17 protein-coding genes and 1 pseudogene are annotated in these 16,385 nt (G+C 74.4%); 9 read left to right on the forward strand and 9 right to left on the reverse strand.

What is annotated here, in order from left to right:
* Positions 1 to 134: 134 nt before the first annotated feature.
* Together ACFWH7_RS01235 and ACFWH7_RS01240 are read left to right on the forward strand one after the other, a co-directional pair.
* A complete protein-coding gene (locus ACFWH7_RS01235; RefSeq protein WP_378214654.1) occupies positions 135 to 1,085 on the forward strand; it encodes a PhzF family phenazine biosynthesis protein in 951 nt (316 codons plus the stop codon).
* 120 nt (positions 1,086 to 1,205) lie between these two features.
* Positions 1,206 to 2,573, forward strand: coding sequence for an MFS transporter (locus tag ACFWH7_RS01240; protein WP_378214655.1), 1,368 nt, complete (start codon positions 1,206 to 1,208; stop codon positions 2,571 to 2,573).
* Between the two features lie 135 nt (positions 2,574 to 2,708).
* Here ACFWH7_RS01240 and ACFWH7_RS01245 read toward each other — a convergent pair whose 3' ends face one another.
* From ACFWH7_RS01245 to ACFWH7_RS01265, 5 genes are all read right to left on the reverse strand, one after another.
* Positions 2,709 to 3,695 (reverse strand): sugar phosphate isomerase/epimerase family protein, encoded by a 987-nt coding sequence (locus ACFWH7_RS01245; protein ID WP_378214656.1) that lies wholly within the window; start codon positions 3,693 to 3,695, stop codon positions 2,709 to 2,711.
* Positions 3,696 to 4,075: 380 nt separating this feature from the next.
* Entirely contained in the window at positions 4,076 to 4,468 is a 393-nt protein-coding gene (locus ACFWH7_RS01250) for a nuclear transport factor 2 family protein (RefSeq protein WP_378214657.1), read from the reverse strand.
* A gap of 30 nt (positions 4,469 to 4,498) precedes the next feature.
* Positions 4,499 to 5,194, reverse strand: coding sequence for a DNA alkylation repair protein (locus tag ACFWH7_RS01255; protein WP_378214658.1), 696 nt, complete (start codon positions 5,192 to 5,194; stop codon positions 4,499 to 4,501).
* 75 nt (positions 5,195 to 5,269) lie between these two features.
* Positions 5,270 to 6,064, reverse strand: coding sequence for an SDR family NAD(P)-dependent oxidoreductase (locus tag ACFWH7_RS01260; RefSeq protein WP_378214659.1), 795 nt, complete (start codon positions 6,062 to 6,064; stop codon positions 5,270 to 5,272).
* Between the two features lie 139 nt (positions 6,065 to 6,203).
* On the reverse strand, positions 6,204 to 6,770 hold the full coding sequence (locus ACFWH7_RS01265) for a DUF6993 domain-containing protein (protein ID WP_378214660.1): 567 nt from the start codon (positions 6,768 to 6,770) through the stop codon (positions 6,204 to 6,206).
* A gap of 135 nt (positions 6,771 to 6,905) precedes the next feature.
* Here ACFWH7_RS01265 and ACFWH7_RS01270 point away from each other — a divergent pair, with 135 nt between their 5' ends.
* On the forward strand, positions 6,906 to 7,388 hold the full coding sequence (locus tag ACFWH7_RS01270; protein ID WP_053370425.1) for a glutathione peroxidase: 483 nt from the start codon (positions 6,906 to 6,908) through the stop codon (positions 7,386 to 7,388).
* 51 nt (positions 7,389 to 7,439) lie between these two features.
* Here ACFWH7_RS01270 and ACFWH7_RS01275 read toward each other — a convergent pair whose 3' ends face one another.
* Positions 7,440 to 8,087, reverse strand: a complete 648-nt coding sequence (locus tag ACFWH7_RS01275; protein WP_378214661.1) for a nucleoside/nucleotide kinase family protein — start codon at positions 8,085 to 8,087, stop codon at positions 7,440 to 7,442.
* Between the two features lie 5 nt (positions 8,088 to 8,092).
* Positions 8,093 to 8,698, reverse strand: coding sequence for a TetR/AcrR family transcriptional regulator (locus ACFWH7_RS01280; RefSeq protein ID WP_378214662.1), 606 nt, complete (start codon positions 8,696 to 8,698; stop codon positions 8,093 to 8,095).
* A 114-nt stretch (positions 8,699 to 8,812) separates the two neighbouring features.
* On the opposite strand from ACFWH7_RS01280, the gene ACFWH7_RS01285 reads away from it, so the two are divergent.
* The 5 genes and pseudogenes from ACFWH7_RS01285 to ACFWH7_RS01305 all read left to right on the forward strand — a co-directional run bounded on the left by ACFWH7_RS01285 (position 8,813) and on the right by ACFWH7_RS01305 (position 12,439).
* Positions 8,813 to 9,670 carry an SDR family NAD(P)-dependent oxidoreductase gene (locus ACFWH7_RS01285; RefSeq protein WP_378214663.1) on the forward strand — a complete coding sequence of 286 codons (858 nt, stop codon included), beginning with the start codon at positions 8,813 to 8,815 and terminating at the stop codon, positions 9,668 to 9,670.
* A gap of 101 nt (positions 9,671 to 9,771) precedes the next feature.
* Positions 9,772 to 10,608 carry an alpha/beta fold hydrolase gene (locus ACFWH7_RS01290; RefSeq protein WP_378214664.1) on the forward strand — a complete coding sequence of 279 codons (837 nt, stop codon included), beginning with the start codon at positions 9,772 to 9,774 and terminating at the stop codon, positions 10,606 to 10,608.
* Between the two features lie 138 nt (positions 10,609 to 10,746).
* Positions 10,747 to 11,499 (forward strand): annotated as a pseudogene (locus tag ACFWH7_RS01295) (MFS transporter); the annotation flags it as partial.
* Positions 11,500 to 11,569: 70 nt separating this feature from the next.
* Positions 11,570 to 11,992, forward strand: coding sequence for an MFS transporter (locus ACFWH7_RS01300; RefSeq protein ID WP_378214665.1), 423 nt, complete (start codon positions 11,570 to 11,572; stop codon positions 11,990 to 11,992).
* Positions 11,993 to 12,001: 9 nt separating this feature from the next.
* Positions 12,002 to 12,439, forward strand: coding sequence for a VOC family protein (locus tag ACFWH7_RS01305; protein WP_378214666.1), 438 nt, complete (start codon positions 12,002 to 12,004; stop codon positions 12,437 to 12,439).
* Positions 12,440 to 12,466: 27 nt separating this feature from the next.
* Here ACFWH7_RS01305 and ACFWH7_RS01310 read toward each other — a convergent pair whose 3' ends face one another.
* Positions 12,467 to 13,147, reverse strand: a complete 681-nt coding sequence (locus tag ACFWH7_RS01310; RefSeq protein WP_378214667.1) for a FadR/GntR family transcriptional regulator — start codon at positions 13,145 to 13,147, stop codon at positions 12,467 to 12,469.
* 42 nt (positions 13,148 to 13,189) lie between these two features.
* On the opposite strand from ACFWH7_RS01310, the gene ACFWH7_RS01315 reads away from it, so the two are divergent.
* Positions 13,190 to 14,440, forward strand: coding sequence for an MFS transporter (locus ACFWH7_RS01315; RefSeq protein WP_170227157.1), 1,251 nt, complete (start codon positions 13,190 to 13,192; stop codon positions 14,438 to 14,440).
* Positions 14,441 to 14,492: 52 nt separating this feature from the next.
* On the opposite strand, the gene ACFWH7_RS01320 is transcribed toward ACFWH7_RS01315, so the two are convergent.
* The gene (locus tag ACFWH7_RS01320) at positions 14,493 to 16,202 is read right to left on the reverse strand and encodes an alpha/beta hydrolase (protein ID WP_378214668.1); all 1,710 of its coding nucleotides are present in this window, start codon (positions 16,200 to 16,202) and stop codon (positions 14,493 to 14,495) included.
* Positions 16,203 to 16,385 lie beyond the last annotated feature (183 nt).

Genomic DNA, 16,385 nt, shown 5'->3' on the forward strand with positions numbered 1-16,385 from the left:
ACGGAGCGTAACCCCTGCCTGGCTCCGTCGATGACAACGCTGGACAGGCTAGCTCCCGTTCTATCGATGTGTCTACAACTTCCGACTTGTGATCGACAAAAGTGCTCTGGCCTGCCCGGACGTACGCTCGGAGGATGAGTGCACGCCACGGCGACATCGCCGACCGCACCGCGTCCCGGCCGTTCGCGCAGGTCGACGTGTTCACCGACGTCCCGACGCTCGGCAACCCCGTCGCGGTCGTCCTCGACGGCGACGGTCTCACCGACGAGCAGATGGCCGCGTTCGCCCGCTGGACGAACCTCTCGGAGACGACATTCCTCCTGCCGCCCAGCCCCGAGGGGGCCGTCGGCGGCGCCGACTACCGCCTGCGGATTTTCACCCCCGGCGGGGAGCTCCCCTTCGCCGGGCACCCGACGCTCGGCTCGTGCCACGCGTGGCTCGAGGCGGGCGGCGAGCCCCGGGCGGGCGACGTCGTCGTGCAGGAGTGCGGCGTCGGCCTGGTGACGATCCGACGCGAGGCACGCGCCGCCGTCGGGCCGGACGAGGAGCCCGACGGGGACCACCCGGGCAGGCTCGCGTTCGCCGCGCCGGACCTGCTCGCCGACGAACCGGTCCCGGCCGGCGACCTCGCGGCGATCGTCGCCGCCCTCGGCGTCCCGGACGACGCCGTGCTCGACCATCGCGTCCTCGACAACGGGCCGGGGTGGCGCGTCGTGCTGCTCGACTCCGTGGACCGCGTCGCCGGGCTCGCGCCCGACTGGTCGCGCCTGCGCGTCGAGCACCCCGACCTCTCCGTGGGCGTCGCGGGGCTGTACGGGGACGACGGCGGCCCCGACGGCGCCGCGGTCGAGGTCCGCGGGTTCGCGCTCGCCATGGGCATCCCCGAGGACCCCGTCACCGGGAGCCTCAACGCCGTCGTCGGGCAGTGGCTCGTGCGCGACGGGCGCCTCCCGGACCGCTACGTCGCCGCCCAGGGCGCGGCCCTCGGCCGGGCCGGCCGCGTGCACGTCGAGCGCGACGGGTCGGGCACGGTCTGGGTCGGCGGCGCGAGCGTCACGTGCGTCGCGGGGACCGTCCGCCTCTGAGCCGTGCGCCGGTGACGGGCGCGGCCCAGCTGCCGAACCCGGGGACATCGCCGGGCCCGGCGCCCGATCCCGGCGAAATCCACGGGCTCGACGGGTCTCGGGCTCCGTAGACTGGGGCAAGTGTCAAGAACCCCACCAGTTTCCTCCGACCGCGCCCTGACGGACCGCGCGGTCGTCGCGCGCGCCCGTTGGGCGCTCATGGTGCAGTTCGGGCTGTTCGGGGTCATCGGTGCGTCATGGATGAGCCGCCTGCCCTCGGTGCGCGAGGCGCTGGGCATCAGCGCGAGCCAGCTCGGCCTGCTGCTCGTCGTCGGCGGCCTGGGGTCTCTCGTGTCGGTGGTGTCCGCGGGCGCGGTCGTGGCACGGTTCGGCAGCCGCACGACGCTCGTCGTCGCGACCGTGGGGAACGTCGTCGGGTTCGGGCTCGTCGCGCTCGGCACCGGGACGGGCGGCGTCGTCCTCTTCGCGGTCGGCGCGTTCCTCAACGGCGTGTGCGGCGCCCTGACCAACGTGCCGATCAACATCTGCGCGGCGTCCGTCGAGCAGCACGTGGGGCGGGCGATCCTCCCTCACTTCCACGCCGCGTTCTCCATCGGCGCCGCGGGCGGTGCACTCGTCGCGGCCGCGTTCTCCTGGGCGCACGTCGGCATCACCGCGCAGATCCTCGTCGTGACGCTCGCCGTCACGGTCGCGCGCGCCGTGCTCATCGCCCCCGCGACCGCGCTCGCGCCGGACCGGGCAGCGCCGGCCCCGGCCCGAGCGGCCGCGCCGTCGGGCACCACGGACCTGGTCGACGACGGCGCCGCGCCCTCGGCCGCGACCTCGCCCCGCCGCGGGGCCGGGGTGCGCTCCGCGCTCGCCGCGTGGCGCGAGCCGCGCACGCTGCTCATCGGGCTCGTGCTCCTCGCGTCGTCGCTGTCCGAGGGGTCGGCGGGCAACTGGCTCTCCATCGCGGTCGTCGACGGGTTCGAGGTGCGCGAGGCGCTCGGCGCCGTCGCGTACGGGACGTTCGTGGGAGCGATGACGGTGTTCCGGTTCGCCGGGACGGGCCTCATCGACCGGTTCGGGCGCGTGTCGGTGCTGCGCGCGTCGGGCGTCTCGGCGCTCGTCGGCCTGCTCGTCTTCGGCCTCGCGCCGAGCCTGCCGCTCGCCTGGGTCGGCATCGTGCTGTGGGGCTGCGGCGCGGCGCTGGCCAACCCCGTCGCGATCGCCGCAGCGTCCGACGACCCTGCCCACGCCGCACCGCGCGTCGCGGTCGCGACGTCGTTCTCGACCGTCGCCATGCTCACCGCGCCGCCGCTGCTCGGCCTGATGGTCGACCAGGTCGGGGCACGGCACATGCTCCTGGTGATCTGTGCCGCGACCGTCCTGTCGCTGGCCGTGGCCGGCCAGGTGCGCCCGCTCCCCCGCCCGGCACCCCACCCCGCCTCGACGTCCCCGGCCCAGGGCCCCGAGCCCGCGAAGTCGAACCGTGGTCCGCTGAGGTAGAACCCTGGTCTGCGACGCAGGACCGTGGCCGGCTCGCCCCGGTCACGAGGACGGGCGGACGGCGGGTACGGGGACCGCGCACGCGCGAGAGCCCCGCCCGCGCGTGCGCGGACGGGGCTCTCGGGGTCGGGTGGCTCAGCCGCGCAGGCCGAGGATCGACGTGTAGCTGCGCCGGGCGTTGCCGAACGAGTCGACCGGGTTCGGCGGGACGGCCGTCGTGGGGGCGTTGTCCTGCTCCCAGATGCCCCAGCGCGTGCCGCGTGCCTTCGTCGCACGGAGGAACTCGCGGTAGGGCAGGTCGCCCGCGTCGAACTCGATGATGTCGAACCCGTTCGGGTTCGCCTCGTTGCGCGCGCCGTCCTTGAGGTGCAGGAGCGGGTAGCGGTGCGGGTTGTTGCGCACGTAGTCGATGGGCTCGAACCCGGGGAAGCGGTACTGGCCGACGAAGGCCCAGTAGACGTCCATCTCGAGGAACACCGTGTCCGGGTCGGTGTTGTCGAAGAAGACGTCGTAGAGGCGCACCTCGGGCTGGTCGGTCGCGAACGCGAACTCCCCGGCGTGGTTGTGCTGGTAGAGCTTGAGCCCCGCGGCCCTCGCCTGAGCGCCCCACGCGTTGAACTCCTCCGCGGCCGCGCGGTACCCGTCGACCGTGTTGACGTTCGTCGGAGCGTTCGCCGTGCCGACGTGCGGCATGCCGAGGATGTTGGCGATCTCGAGCTGGCGCGGGAGGTCGTTGCGCAGCGCGTTGAGGCTGACGTGGGAGCCGACGGCGCGCAGCCCGTTGTCGTCGAGGAGCTGGCGGATCTCCTCCGGGGTGATCGCGCCGACCTGGCCCTGCGTGTAGCCGGCGAACTCGATCTCGGAGTAGCCGATGTCGGCGAGCTGCTCGAACACCGTGCGGAACCCGAGGCTCGAGACCTTGTCACGGATCGAGTAGAGCTGGATGCCGATCTTTCCCGGGGGGACCAGGCGACCGTTGCCTGCGGCCGCGAGCGGCCCGGCCGCGGTCGGAGCGGGGGCGGCGTTGGCCACCGGGGCGACGGCGGCACCGAGGCCGACGGCCACGGTCGACGTCGCGAGCGCCTTGATCAGGCTGCGGCGCGTCATCTGAGACTTGCTCATCGTCTCTCCTTCGAGGGATGTGACGGTGCGGCTCGGGCGAGTCGCACCGCGGTGGTACAGGTCGGCAGCGAGTCAGCGGCACTCGGCGCTCGTCGTCGACGACGGGTCCTCGGGCGGCCCGCTTCGTCGTCCGTCCTGGTCAGGGCCGAACAGCGCCCTGCGTCTGGCCTCCTCGTCTCGTCCTCGAGCGAGTCCTCCGCACGTCGTCGTGCCGGAGGAGCGCGTCCGACCGTTCCTTCGGGTGGACTCTCACCTACCACCCGGTCGTCATCCTACGAGGCTTCTGTCGGGTGTCAATCAAAAGTCGAAAGTTCATCGATGGGTCCACCTCGACGAACTCGACGACGCCGCCCCCGGGCTGAGCCGTCGGCTCCCGTCGGTCAGGTCCCGCCCGACGTGGCGGGGACGATCGCGGTATGGACGCATCGCCACGCGTCGCCGCGACGGACGAACGTGTCGACCGACCACTCCTCGTCGCGGAACGGCGTCCCCCGCCACGTGCCCGCCGAGACGCCGCGCGCGAGGGTGACCGCGACGTCGTCGTGCACGCCCACCGAGACGAGCTCCGACGACATCTCGGTGTGCACGAGCTCGCCCGACGCGACGACCGCGAGGAAGCCGGCGCGCGGCTGCACGTTCCCGTCCGTCCCCACGACCACCCAGCCCGGCTCGACGAACGCGTCGATCGCGGCGGGGTCGTTCGCGACGAGCGCGTCACCCCACGCACGCAGCAGCGCGGTAAAGGCCGTACGGATCCTCGGGTCCTCCGTCATGACGTCGCTCCCCCGCTCCTCCTCGCCCGGTCAGCGCGCGAGCCACTCCTTGCGCTCCGCGGGCGGCAGCTTCTCCACCGCCGCCCGCAGCACGTCGCGCGGCATGGTCGCGGCGTGGTCCTCGAGGAACGCGCGCAGCCGCTCGGGCTCGACGTCGCCCGCATGGCGCAGCATCCAGCCGACGCCCTTCTGCACGTAGGGCTCGGGGTCGTCGACGAGGACCTCGGAGAGCCGGAACGTGTCGTCGACCTGACCGCGGCGGAGGAAGGCGGCCGTCGCGACGATGGCGGTGCGCCGGCGCGGCCAGTCCGGCGCCCGGGCGAGGCTGTCGAGGACGTCGCGCGGCCGGTCGAGGAGCCACGACCCGAGCACCTGGTACGCGGTGAGGTCCACGAGGTCCCACGTGTCGATCCGGTCGTGGCGGCGCAGGAAGAGCTCGACGAGCTCCGCGTGACGCTCGACGGTGACGCGCCGGGCCGTCGCCGACTTGCCCATGATCGAGCAGCCGCCCGCACGGACCTCGTGGACCCGGTCCTCCAGCAGCAGCTCGATCTGGTCCACCGGCAGGTCCAGCGCGCTCTTCGCGAGCGTGAACACGTCGCCCATCCTGACCCCGGCGAGCGTGTCGTCGCCGGGGAAGTAGCGGGCGTACGCGCGGCGCTGGGCCGCGTTCGCGCGCGCGAGCAGGTCGGCGCGGAAGTCGGTCGCCGTCGTGTACGGCGGCATCGTCCTCCTCCTCTCGTGCGGGCGGTCGCCCGCGATCCTGCGGTCCGCGCCGCGGCGCGCCCGTGGTCCGTGCGCTCAGCGGGGCGCCATGCGGATCGCGCCGTCGAGGCGGATCACCTCGCCGTTGAGCATCGGGTTCTCGACGATCGCGCGCACCAGGTGCGCGTACTCCTCCGGGCGGCCGAGCCGGCTCGGGTGCGGCACCTGCGCGCCGAGGGACTCCTGCGCCGCCTCGGGCAGCGACGCCATCATCGGGGTGCGGAAGATGCCGGGCGCGATCGTCATGACGCGGATGCGGTGCTGCGCGAGGTCGCGCGCGAGCGGCAGCGTGAGGCCCGCGACGCCCGCCTTGGAGGCCGCGTACGCGGCCTGGCCGACCTGCCCGTCGAACGCCGCGACCGACGCCGTCTGCACGACGACGCCGCGCTCCTCCCCCGCTGAGTCCTCCCCCTCAGACCCGCCGGGCCCCAGCGGGTCGAGCGCGAGCATGCGCTCGGCCGCGAGCCGGACGACGTTGAACGTCCCCACGAGGTTGACGTCCACGACCCGCCGGAACGCGTCGAGGGCGTGCACGCCGGACTTCCCGAGCACGCGCTGCGCGAGCACGATCCCGGCACAGCTCACGACGACGCGCGCCCCGCCGAGGGCATCCGCCGCGTCGAGCGCCCGCGCGACGTCGTCCTCGCTCGTCACGTCCGTGGGGACGAACCGCGCCGCGTCGCCCAGCGCGTCGGCGACCGCGACGCCGTCGGACGACGCGAGGTCCGCGAGGACCACCCGCGCCCCCGCCGCGACCAGGCCCTCCGCCGTCGCGCGCCCGAGGCCCGAGGCCCCTCCCGTCACCAGGGCGACCGTGCCCTCGATCCGCATGTCTCACCCTCCGTCAGCCGCGCGGGCGCCGTCGCCCGCCCCGCTGACCGTACCCAGGTCGACCCTTGGGTCGCGAGAACGACCCACCGGAGGTCGATCTCGGACGCGCAGGCCGATCTCGCGTCGCACCTGCGGGACGTCAGTGCGACGGCATCTCCAGGCACCCGCCGTCGGCGATCGGTCCGCCGGCATCGAGCGTGACGGCGTCGGGCGTGACCGCCCCGTACACGCAGCCGCCGGGGACGGACACGCCCACGCCCACGACCGGCGAGATCTCTCCGCTCGCCGTCCGGTCGGAGGTCTGCACGTGCTCGAAGCCCGCGGCGACGAGCGCGTCCCAGACCTCGTCGCCGTCGACCGCGGTCCCGTCCGCGACGGGGTCGAGCGCAGCCTGGACCGCGGGGACCGAGAGCGCGGCCTCGGCGTCGCTCGCGGGCGTTCCGGCCCGCTGCCGGTAGGCCTCGTTGGACGCGTCGAGCCCGGTCTCGTGCTCGACGGCGGTCGTGTCCTCGGCCGTGACCGTGACCTGGGGCTGCGAGGAGTCGTACGAGTCCGCCCACTGCTGCATCGCGTACGACATGAAGAGGAAGTACCCCACGACTCCCACGAACGCGAAGATCGCGATCCCCACGACCACGCCGACGACCGCGCGCCCGAGGCGCGAGGTGCCGTCTGAGGCGAGGTCGTCCGGGTCCGGGGTGGCCATGAGGCGAGTCTTGCGGGCAGGGTGCTCCGCGGCGACCGCGGGCGCGACCTCGACCCGGGATCTTCACATCTCGGGCGCCGTCGGGTGCAGGATGGGAGGCGAACCACCGCCGTCCGACCGTCAGGAGAGTTCCGCATGAGCCTGTACGACATCCCGTTCGACGCCATGGACGGGACGACGCACACCCTGCGCGAGCACGCGGACGACGTCGTGCTCGTCGTGAACGTCGCGTCGCGGTGCGGGCTCGCGCCGCAGTACGCGACGCTCGAGGCGATGCAGGAGAAGTACCGCGACCGTGGGTTCACCGTCATCGGGTTCCCGAGCAACCAGTTCCTCCAAGAGCTCGGCACCAACGAGGCGATCCAGGAGTTCTGCTCGCTGACGTACGGCGTGACGTTCCCCGTGGTCGACCGCGTCCGCGTCAACGGGCGCCACGCCCACCCGCTCTACCAGGAGCTGAAGAAGGCCGAGGACGCCGAGGGCAAGGCCGGCCGGGTCACCTGGAACTTCGAGAAGTTCGTCGTCGTGCCCGGCGGCGAGGTGCACCGCTTCCGCCCGCGCACCCTGCCCGACGACCCGGCGATCGTCGACCTCGTCGAGGCGCACCTGCCGCGCTGAGCGCGCGCCGGCTCGCGGACGGGCACACCGGCGCGCGGTGCCAGCGGGGTGTCAGCGCACGACGAGCGCGGGGTGCCGGGCGTCGTCGACCCGCGCGACGACGTCGGCCACCTCCGCGGGACGCACCTCCCGCTCGTAGCGCCCGTACGCGTCGAGCGTCCAGGCGTCCTCCGCCGCGGTGCGGCGGGCGAGCGTCGGCGCGCGCAGCGCCAGGTGGACGGAGAGGTCGACGGCGAGCCCGCGGCCGAGGGCCAGCGCGCCGTCGAGCACGACGACGAGCCCCGGCTCCGCGGCGACGTACGCCGCGCGCGTGGACCGGCTCGTCGCGGGGTCGCGCAGGCTCGGCAGGTAGCGACCCGTCCCGCCCGGGCCGACGGCGTCGAGCACCTCGCGGTTGAGGCCCGCCACGTCGATCCACGCGCCGAGCAGCGCGTCCGGGTCCTCGCGGCCGTGCTCGAGCCGCAGCGACGCGGGGCGCCAGAAGTCCTGCACGCGCACCCGCGCGACCGGTCGGCCGGCAGCCCGCAGGGGTGCGACCAGCAGGTCCGCGAGCGCCTCGGGCCGTGTGGACGGGTGGCCGTCGACGAGGAGCCGCACCGCGCCGTCGGGCTCCGCCCCCCGGTCGCGGCGCCGGAACCCGAGGACGAGGTCCACGACCCGGTCCACGAGGACGCCCTCGGTCACCGGTTCGACGTGCACGGCCGTCAGGAGGCCTCGGCGCGCCGCAGCATCCCGCGGAGCGCGGTGCCGAGGAGCGCGTCGACGTACTCGTCGGTCAGGGGACCGCTGCGCTGGAGCCACCGGTTCAGCACGGGACCCCAGATGATGTCGGCCGCGACGTCGAGGTCGAGGTCGTCGGCCAGCTCCCCGGCCTCCTGCGCGCTGCGCAACCTGGCTCGCTTGGCCTCGCGGAGCGGCGCGTCGAGGCGCTCGTGGTACGCCGCGGCCAGTGCCTCGTCGTGCGCGACCTCGGTGGCCAGCGCGCGCATCGGCTCGGCGAGACGAGGGTCGTTCAGCTCGGCGACGGTCGCCCGGAGCACGAGGGTGAGGTCGGCCCGGAGGTCCCCCGTGTCGGGGAGCTGCGGCGCCTCGCCCTCGCCCGCCTCGCTGAGGAGGAGGAACGCGTCGAAGAGGACGGCGGCCTTCGAGGGCCACCAGCGGTAGATCGTCTGCTTCCCGACGCCGGCGCGCGCGGCGATCCCCTCGATGCTCAGGCGTGCGTACGGCACCTCCTGGAGCAGCTCGAGCGTGGCCGTGAGGACGGCACGGCGGGAGCTCTCGTTACGACGTGCGGGATCGGGATGCGGCATGCCTTCAGGGTAGTCGAGATAAGACGAGACGTTCCGTCTTGTCAAACCGGGCGACAAGGTCTACGGTCGCTCTCACAACGAGACGCAACGTCTCGTCTTATCTCAGGAGCAGCCTTGCGTCAGACCGCCCCCTCTCCCCGCACCTGGTTCATCACCGGAGCAAGCCGCGGCCTGGGGCGCGCGCTCGCCGTCGCCGCGCTCGAGCGCGGCGACCAGGTGGTCGCCGCGGCCCGGACCGCGAGCGCCGACGCGTTCGACGCCCGGCACCGCGACCGCTTCCTCGCGCTGAGCCTGGACGTCACCGACAAGAGCGCGGTCGACGCCGCGGTGGCGACCGCCGTCGACCGCTTCGGCCGCCTCGACGTCGTCGTGAACAACGCCGGCACCCTGTCCATGGGCATGGTCGAGGAGTTCACGGAGGCGGAGGCCCGCGCCCAGCTCGAGGTCAACTTCTTCGGCGCCCTGTGGGTCAGCCAGGCGGTGCTGCCGCACCTGCGGGCGCAGGGCTCGGGGCACCTGCTCCAGGTCTCGAGCATCGCCGCGCTCGGCGGCTTCCCGAGCACGGGGCTGTACAGCGCGAGCAAGTTCGCGCTCGAGGGCATGAGCGAGGCCCTCGCGGCGGAGGCCGCGTCGTTCGGCGTGAAGGTCACCGTCGTGCAGCCAGGCGGCTACTGGACCGACCTCTACACGAGCATGGCCTCGACCACCCCGGCCGAGCCGTATGCGCCCCTGCGCGCCGAGCTCGAGCGCCAGTGGGCCGACGGGTCGGTGGACAGCGACCCGCGGCTCGCCGCCGAGGCGATGCTCACGCTCGTCGACAGCGACGACCCGCCGCTGCGCCTGCTCCTGGGCAGCATGGTCTACGACGTCGCGCAGCACGTCACGGCCCAGCGCCTCGAGACCTGGGCCGCGTGGGAGCACGTCAGCCGCGCCGCCGAGCAGGCCGTCGCCCAGCCCGAGGCCGCGCACTGACGGCCCGCCACCCGGCGAGCGCCCGCCCCACGACGCCCGACGCCGCCCCGCACCCCCGGACCCCGTCCGCCCCGCAGCCCCGCCCCCGACAAGGAGACCCCATGTCCCCGGCAGAGTCCCCGGACCCCTCGCCCCGCTCCGCCTGGACCGGCATGGTGCCGGTCGACGACACCGCGCTCGCCGTCCACGACAGCGGCGGCGACGGCCTGCCGCTGCTCTACTGCAACGGCCAGTTCGCGACGCAGCGCTACTGGAAGCGGGTCGTCGCCGGGCTCGGTCCCGGGTACCGGCACCTCACCTTCGACGAGCGCGCCCGCGGCCGGTCGCGCACCTCGGCCGACTACACCTTCGAGGCCGCGGTCCGCGACGTCGCCGCCGTGCTCGACGCGCGCGGCGTCGAGCGCGCGCTCCTGATCGGCTGGTCCTACGGCGCCGTCGTCGCGGCGCACTGGGCCGCCCGTCACCCCGAGCGGACGGTCGGCACCGTCCTGGTGGACGGCGCCTTCCCGCACGACTGGCTCGACGACGCGATGGAGGAGCGCATCCGGATGCTCTTCCGGCGCCTCGCGTTCCTGCGGCCCGTGCTGCGACCGCTCGGCCTGCTCCCGCAGATGACGGCCACCCAGCAGGCGGAGAGCAACATCGAGCTCGGGCGGATCTCCCGGGAGCGTGCGCTCGCCCCGGTGCTGGACCGCATCACCGTGCCGACCCGGTACGTCGTCGCCTCGGGGACGTCGTTCGGCAGCCGCGGCGACGAGCAGGAGGTCATCCGCGCGAGCCTCGACCAGGTGACGCTCCGCAACCCGCACGTCGCGCTCGCGGCCAAGGTGCGGAGCAACCATGGCGCGATCCTCCGCAAGGACGCGCCCGCCGTCGCAGCGGCGGTCGAGGCCGTCGCTGCGCTCGCCGCGGACTCCCCGGGCACGCCGGCCTCCTAGGGTGGGGGGACGACCCGAGGAGGACGACGTGCTCGACCCGAGCGAGAACGACGGCGAGCCCACCGTGCGGCGCGACGTGCGACCGCACGGGCACGGCGCATGACCACGACGTTCCGTCCGGGGACGGTCCGCGAGGCCATGGGCGGCATCGTCGCCCTGGGGCTCGCGACGTTCGTCGCCATCACGACCGAGCTGGTCCCCGTCGGGCTGCTCCCCCTGCTCAGCGCGGACCTGGACGTGACGGAGTCCGTGGCGGGGCTCCTGGTCACGGCGTACGCGGTCATGGTGGCGGCGCTCGCCGTGCCGTTGACGCTGGGGACGGCCCGGCTCCCGCGCAAGGGCCTGCTGCTGACGACGCTCGGGCTCTACACCGTGAGCAACGTGCTCGTCGCCGTCGCGCCGACGTTCGCCGTCATCGCGGCGGCGCGGGCGCTGGGCGGCGCGTCGCACGCGGTGTTCTTCTCGGTGAGCATCGGGTACGCGTCGCGGCTCGTGCTGCCGCACCTCACGGGGCGTGCGCTCTCGCTCGTCACCGCGGGCGCGGCGGTCGGGTTCGTGCTCGGCGTCCCGTTGACGACGACGCTCGGCACCGCGATCGGTTGGCGTCCCGCGTTCGGCGTGCTCGCGGGCGCGTGCGCGCTGGCCACCGTGCTCATCGCGTTCCTGCTGCCGCCCGTGCCGGGGGGCGGGGCTCCGCCGTCGGACGCGTCGAGCGCGAGCCGGCGCTCCGCGCTCGCGGTGGCGACGACCACCAACTCGCTCGCGTACCTAGGCCAGTACACGGTCTACACCTTCGTGTCGCTCCTGCTCCTGGGTGCGGGCCTCCAGGAGTCGGCGCTCGGCCCGGCGCTCCTCGTGCTCGGGGCGCTCGGCCTCGTCGGGACGGCGTTCGCCGCCGCGCGGCTCGACCACCGGCCGCGCCGGACGACGGTCGTGACGCTCGTCGCAGTCGTGGGGGGGCATGCTCGCGGTGGGGCTCGCGTTCCCCGGGACCGTCGGGGTGCTCGTCGCCATCGGGGTGTGGAGCGCGGGGTTCGGCGCCGTCGCGCCGGTGTTCCAGGCGGCGGCGATCCGCGCGCACGGGGCCTCGCCGGACCTCACGGGCGCGCTCGTCAACGCGACGTCGAACGTCGGCATCGGCGGTGGCGCCGCGCTCGGCGCGCTCGTCCTCGCGCGCTCCGGGCTCGACGTCGTCCCGTTCGTCGGGGCGGGGATCGTCGCCGTCGCGCTCGTCGTGGTCCTCGTCGCCCGGCGCACGTTCCCAGCGACGCCGACCGCGCCGGTGACGGACGTGGTGGTGACGGACGCGGTGGTGACGGACGCGGTGGTGACGGACGCGGTGGTGACGGAGATGCCCTCCGACCAGGAGAACCCGCACGCCTAGGGTGGCGGGATGACGACGACGGTCAGGCAGGTCCAGGTCACGTTCGACTGCGCGCAGCCGGAGCGCGTCGCCCGGTTCTGGTGCGAGGTGCTGGGTTACGTCCCGCCGTCGCCCCCGGACGGCTTCGCGACGTGGGACGACGCGAACGCCGCACTCCCGCCCGAGCAGCGCGACACCTGGTTCACGTGCAGCGACCCCAGCGGGGTCGGGCCGCGCCTGTACTTCCAGCGCGTCCCCGAGGGCAAGGTCGTGAAGAACCGGGTGCACCTCGACGTGCGCGTCGGCACCGGGCTCGTGGGCGCCGAGCGCCTCGCCACGCTCGAGTCCGAGCGCGACCGGCTCGTCGCCCTCGGCGCGACGTGCGTGCGCGTGATGGTCGCGGACGAGGAGAACGAGTCGTGCATCGTCATGCAGGACGTCGAGGGCAACGAGTTCTGCCTGGACTGACCGCGGGCTCGGCTGCCGCGCTGCGGCTCAGCGCAGGAACGGGTCCATGATGGCGGCCACCGACGCCGCAGCACGGTCGGCGTCCCCGTCGGCGATCGCCTCGACGAGCTCGTGGTGCCTGCGGTGCGCCGCGTCCTCGTCCCCGCTCTCGTCGTCGCGCATGTGCACGGCGAAGACGTCGAGCATGCTCGAGTACAGGGTCACGTACAGGGGGTTGTGCGTCGCCGCGACGATCGCGCGGTGCAGGTCGAGGTCCGCGCTCGCGCGCGCGTCGGGGTCGTCGGTCGACCACGCCGCCTCCCGCCGGTCGCGCAGCTCGCGCAGCAGCACGACGTCGGCGTCCGTGCGGCTCGCGGCGGCGAGCGACGCCGCGGTGCTGTCGAGGGCGAGGCGCAGCTCCAGGTAGTGGCGTCGGCTGCCGCCCGCGAGCTGACGCTCGAGGGTGCCGGTCAGCTCGGAGCTCGAGATGACGAACGTGCCGCGCCCCTGCTCGCGGCGCAGCAGTCCGGCGTGCACGAGCGACTGGAGCGCCTCACGGACGGTGTTCCGCCCGATGCCGAACTCCGCCACGAGGCCGGCCTCGGTCGGGATGCGCTCGCCGACCGGCCAGCGCCCGGACACCACCTCCTCGCGGAAGCGCGCCGCCGCCTGGTCGATGAGCCCCACTCGACGCATCGGCTCGCGCGTGCCAGACTGCTCGCGATTCATCCCATGATCCCATCATCGGCCGATCTGATACCGGAGTCTAGCGTGGCGACCCTCTCCCCCTCGCGCACCCCCGTGCGTCGTGGCCAGCAGCTCGCGTGGGCCGGGCTGGCCATCGCCCTGACGGCGCTCAACCTGCGGACAGCCGTCACAGGGTTCACCCCGCTCCTGGAGACCATCGGCGCGGACCTCGGCTACGGCGTCGCCGTCGCGGGCCTGCTCGGCACCGTGCCCGCCGTGTCGTTCGGCCTCTTCGGGTTCCTCGCCCCGGTGGTGACGCGCCGGTTCGGGCTCGAGCGCACGGCCACGGTCGCGCTCGCCCTGACCGCGCTCTCGCTCGTCCTGCGCGCCGTCTCCCCCACGACCACCTGGGTCGTCGCGTCGACCGTGCTGGCCCTCGCCGGGATCGGGGCGGCGAACGTCGTGATCGTGCCCCTGGTGAAGGCGTGGTTCCCCGACCGGATCGCCCTGTGGACGTCGCTCTACCTGATCCTCATGCAGACGGGGCAGTTCGTCGCCCCACTCCTGGCCGTCCCGGTCGCCGAGGCGACGAGCTGGCGGTTCTCCGTCGGGATCTGGGCCGGGCCCGCGGCGCTGGCCGCCGCCGTCTGGCTCGTCCTCGCGACCCGGCGGCGCGCCGACCACCACGCGCCTGCGGCGGCCGCCGGGACCGGAGGGAGGCTGCGGATCGGCCGGTCGTCGACGGTCTGGGGCCTCGTGGTCCTGTTCGCGGCGATCTCGTGGTCCAACTACGGGATCATCACGTGGGTCCCGGCCGTGCTCACCGACGCGGGCGGCAGCGCGGCGCTCGGCGGCACCATGGTCGCGCTCTACTCCGCCTGGGGGATGGTCGCCGCACTGATCGTCCCGCACCTGGCCACGCGGATGGCGAACCCGTTCGTCGTGGTCGTCGTGTGCGCCGTCGTCCTCGTGGCCGGGTACCTCGGCCTGCTCCTGTCCCCGCTCGACGGGACGGTCCTGTGGATGTGCGCGCTGGGGATCGGGGTGAGCACCTTCCCCCTGTGCATGACCCTCATCAACCGGCGGACCCGGACGCCGCAGTCCGCCTCGGCCGTCTCGGGCTTCGTCCAGGGCCTCGGGTACGCGCTGGCGTGCTTCGGCCCGATCGGCCTCGGCCTGCTGCGCGAGGCGACCGGGTCGTGGTCGGCCCCCCTCCTCGTGCTCGCCGCGACCGCCGTCCCCGGGGTGGTCGGCGGCTGGTTCGCCTGCCGTCCCCGCTTCGTGGAGGACACGGTGCCCCCGGAGCCCGTCGCCGACCGGCTGCCGCCCCGCTGAGGGCGACCCCTCGACAGCGTCCGACGACGCCGCCGAGGAGTCGCGCGTCAGGTCACGTCACCGGGAGGCGCAACGCCTCGCCGAGCGGCACGGACGGGCCCTGGAACGGCACGACGTCCTGCGCGCACGTCGCGCCGTCGGTCGCGTCGAGGTCCACCAGGTAGCGCGCGACCACGGCGTCGGCGCACGCACTCTTGCCGATGATCGTGTGGCCCCAGCCCTCGACCGTGAGCACGCGCGCGTCCGGCCAGCGGTCGGCGTACGGCTGCGTGAACCCGTAGGGCGTGGCCGGGTCGAACCGGGTGCCGACGACGAGCACGGGCGCGTCCGTCGCCTGGTCCCACGGCCCGGTGAACGCGTCGCGGTCCTCGACGGGGACGAACTCGCACTGCACGCCCACCCACCCACGGAAGCGGCCGAAGTGCGGGTACTGCGCGTCGAGCGCGTCGACCTTGGCGGGGTACTCCCACGGGCGGCCGGGCGTCGTCGTGTCGACGCACAGGCTCGCGAGCGCGCCGCCGACGGAGGGGTAGTCCTCCGCGAACCCGGCGCGCCGCAGCAGCTCGCCGAGCGACGGCGCGGCGCCCCGCGCACGCGGCTGTGCCGGCGCGGGTAGCGGCTCGACCGCGCCGCTCAGCACGGCGAGCGACGCGAGCGTCAGGTCCAGGTCGCCCCACGCGGCGGGCTCGTAGAGGTACTGGAAGACGAGCGCGACGGTGTCCGGGTAGCCGATCGAGACCGACGTGCCGTCCGGCATCGGCACGTCGACCGGCGCCTCGCGCAGCGCGGCGTACGTCGCCTCGACGACCTCGCCCGGGTCACCGAGCGAGGACAACGCGCAGCCCGCCGGCCCGGCCTCCCCGCACAGCCGTGCGAACTCGTCGAACGTCTCCGTCGCCCCCGCGGCCTGGCCGATGCGCGCCCCGACGAGCTCGCGCGACCCGACCCCGGACCACGCGTCGACGTCCATCGTGCCGTCGAGCACCATCGCGCGGACACGGTCGGGGAACAGCACGGCGTACGTCGCGCCGAGCACGGTGCCGTACGAGTAGCCGACGTAGCTGAGCTGCTCGTCCCCCACGGCCTGGCGCAGCAGGTCCATGTCGCGCGCGACGTTCGCCGTCGACGCATGGGCGATGCGGTCGCCCGAGAAGAACGTGCACGACGCCCCGAACGTCGCCATCTGGCCGAGGAAGCGCACCTCCTCGCGACTCGTGACGGGGAAAGCCGGCAGCCCGGCGAGGAACGCGTTCTCGCGCTCGGCGTCGCGGAAGCACGTCGCAGGATCGGAGGTCCCCACGGCGCGCGGGTCGAACCCGACGACGTCGAACCGGGCGAGCACGTCGTCGTCGAACAGCGTGCCGCCGAGCGCGTGCAGCGTCTCGACGCCCGGCCCGCCGGGGCCGCCGAAGTTGGTGAACAGGCTGCCGACCCGCTGGGCCGGGTCGGCGGCCGGCATGCGGGTCAGGCCGATCGTCGTCGTGCGGCCCTGCGGCCGGTCGTAGTCCGTGGGCACCTCGACGCTCGCGCACTCGAACGCGTCGAGGCCGTCGCCCTCGCACGGACCCCACGCGACGTCCGGCACGGGCGCCTCGACCTGGCCTGCCGCCGTCGTCCCCGGGGTCGTGCGGGCCGACGGCGCGGCTGCGCTGGTGCGGGTCGGCTCACCCCCCGGGCCCGCGACGGCGGCGGCAGGGACGCCGCCGAGGAGGAGGACTGCCGCCAGCGACGAGGCTGCGGCGCGGACTGTTCGTGTCGTCATCGATCGCGAAGTCATCGCTCCCCATCCGAACACGGGCCCCCGACGAGCGCACCTCGACCCGTCCGGCGCCGAGCACGGCCCCCCGCCGTCGAGAACGGGGTGGGGGGGGGGCGCGGCCCGGGACCCGGAGGCGGGCCCGCCCCCGCAGTGGCGGGAGGGGGCCCCCGCGCCCCCTGGCGAACC

It is taken from the genome of Cellulosimicrobium cellulans, from assembly GCF_042723955.1.
GTDB lineage: Bacteria > Actinomycetota > Actinomycetes > Actinomycetales > Cellulomonadaceae > Cellulosimicrobium > Cellulosimicrobium cellulans_H.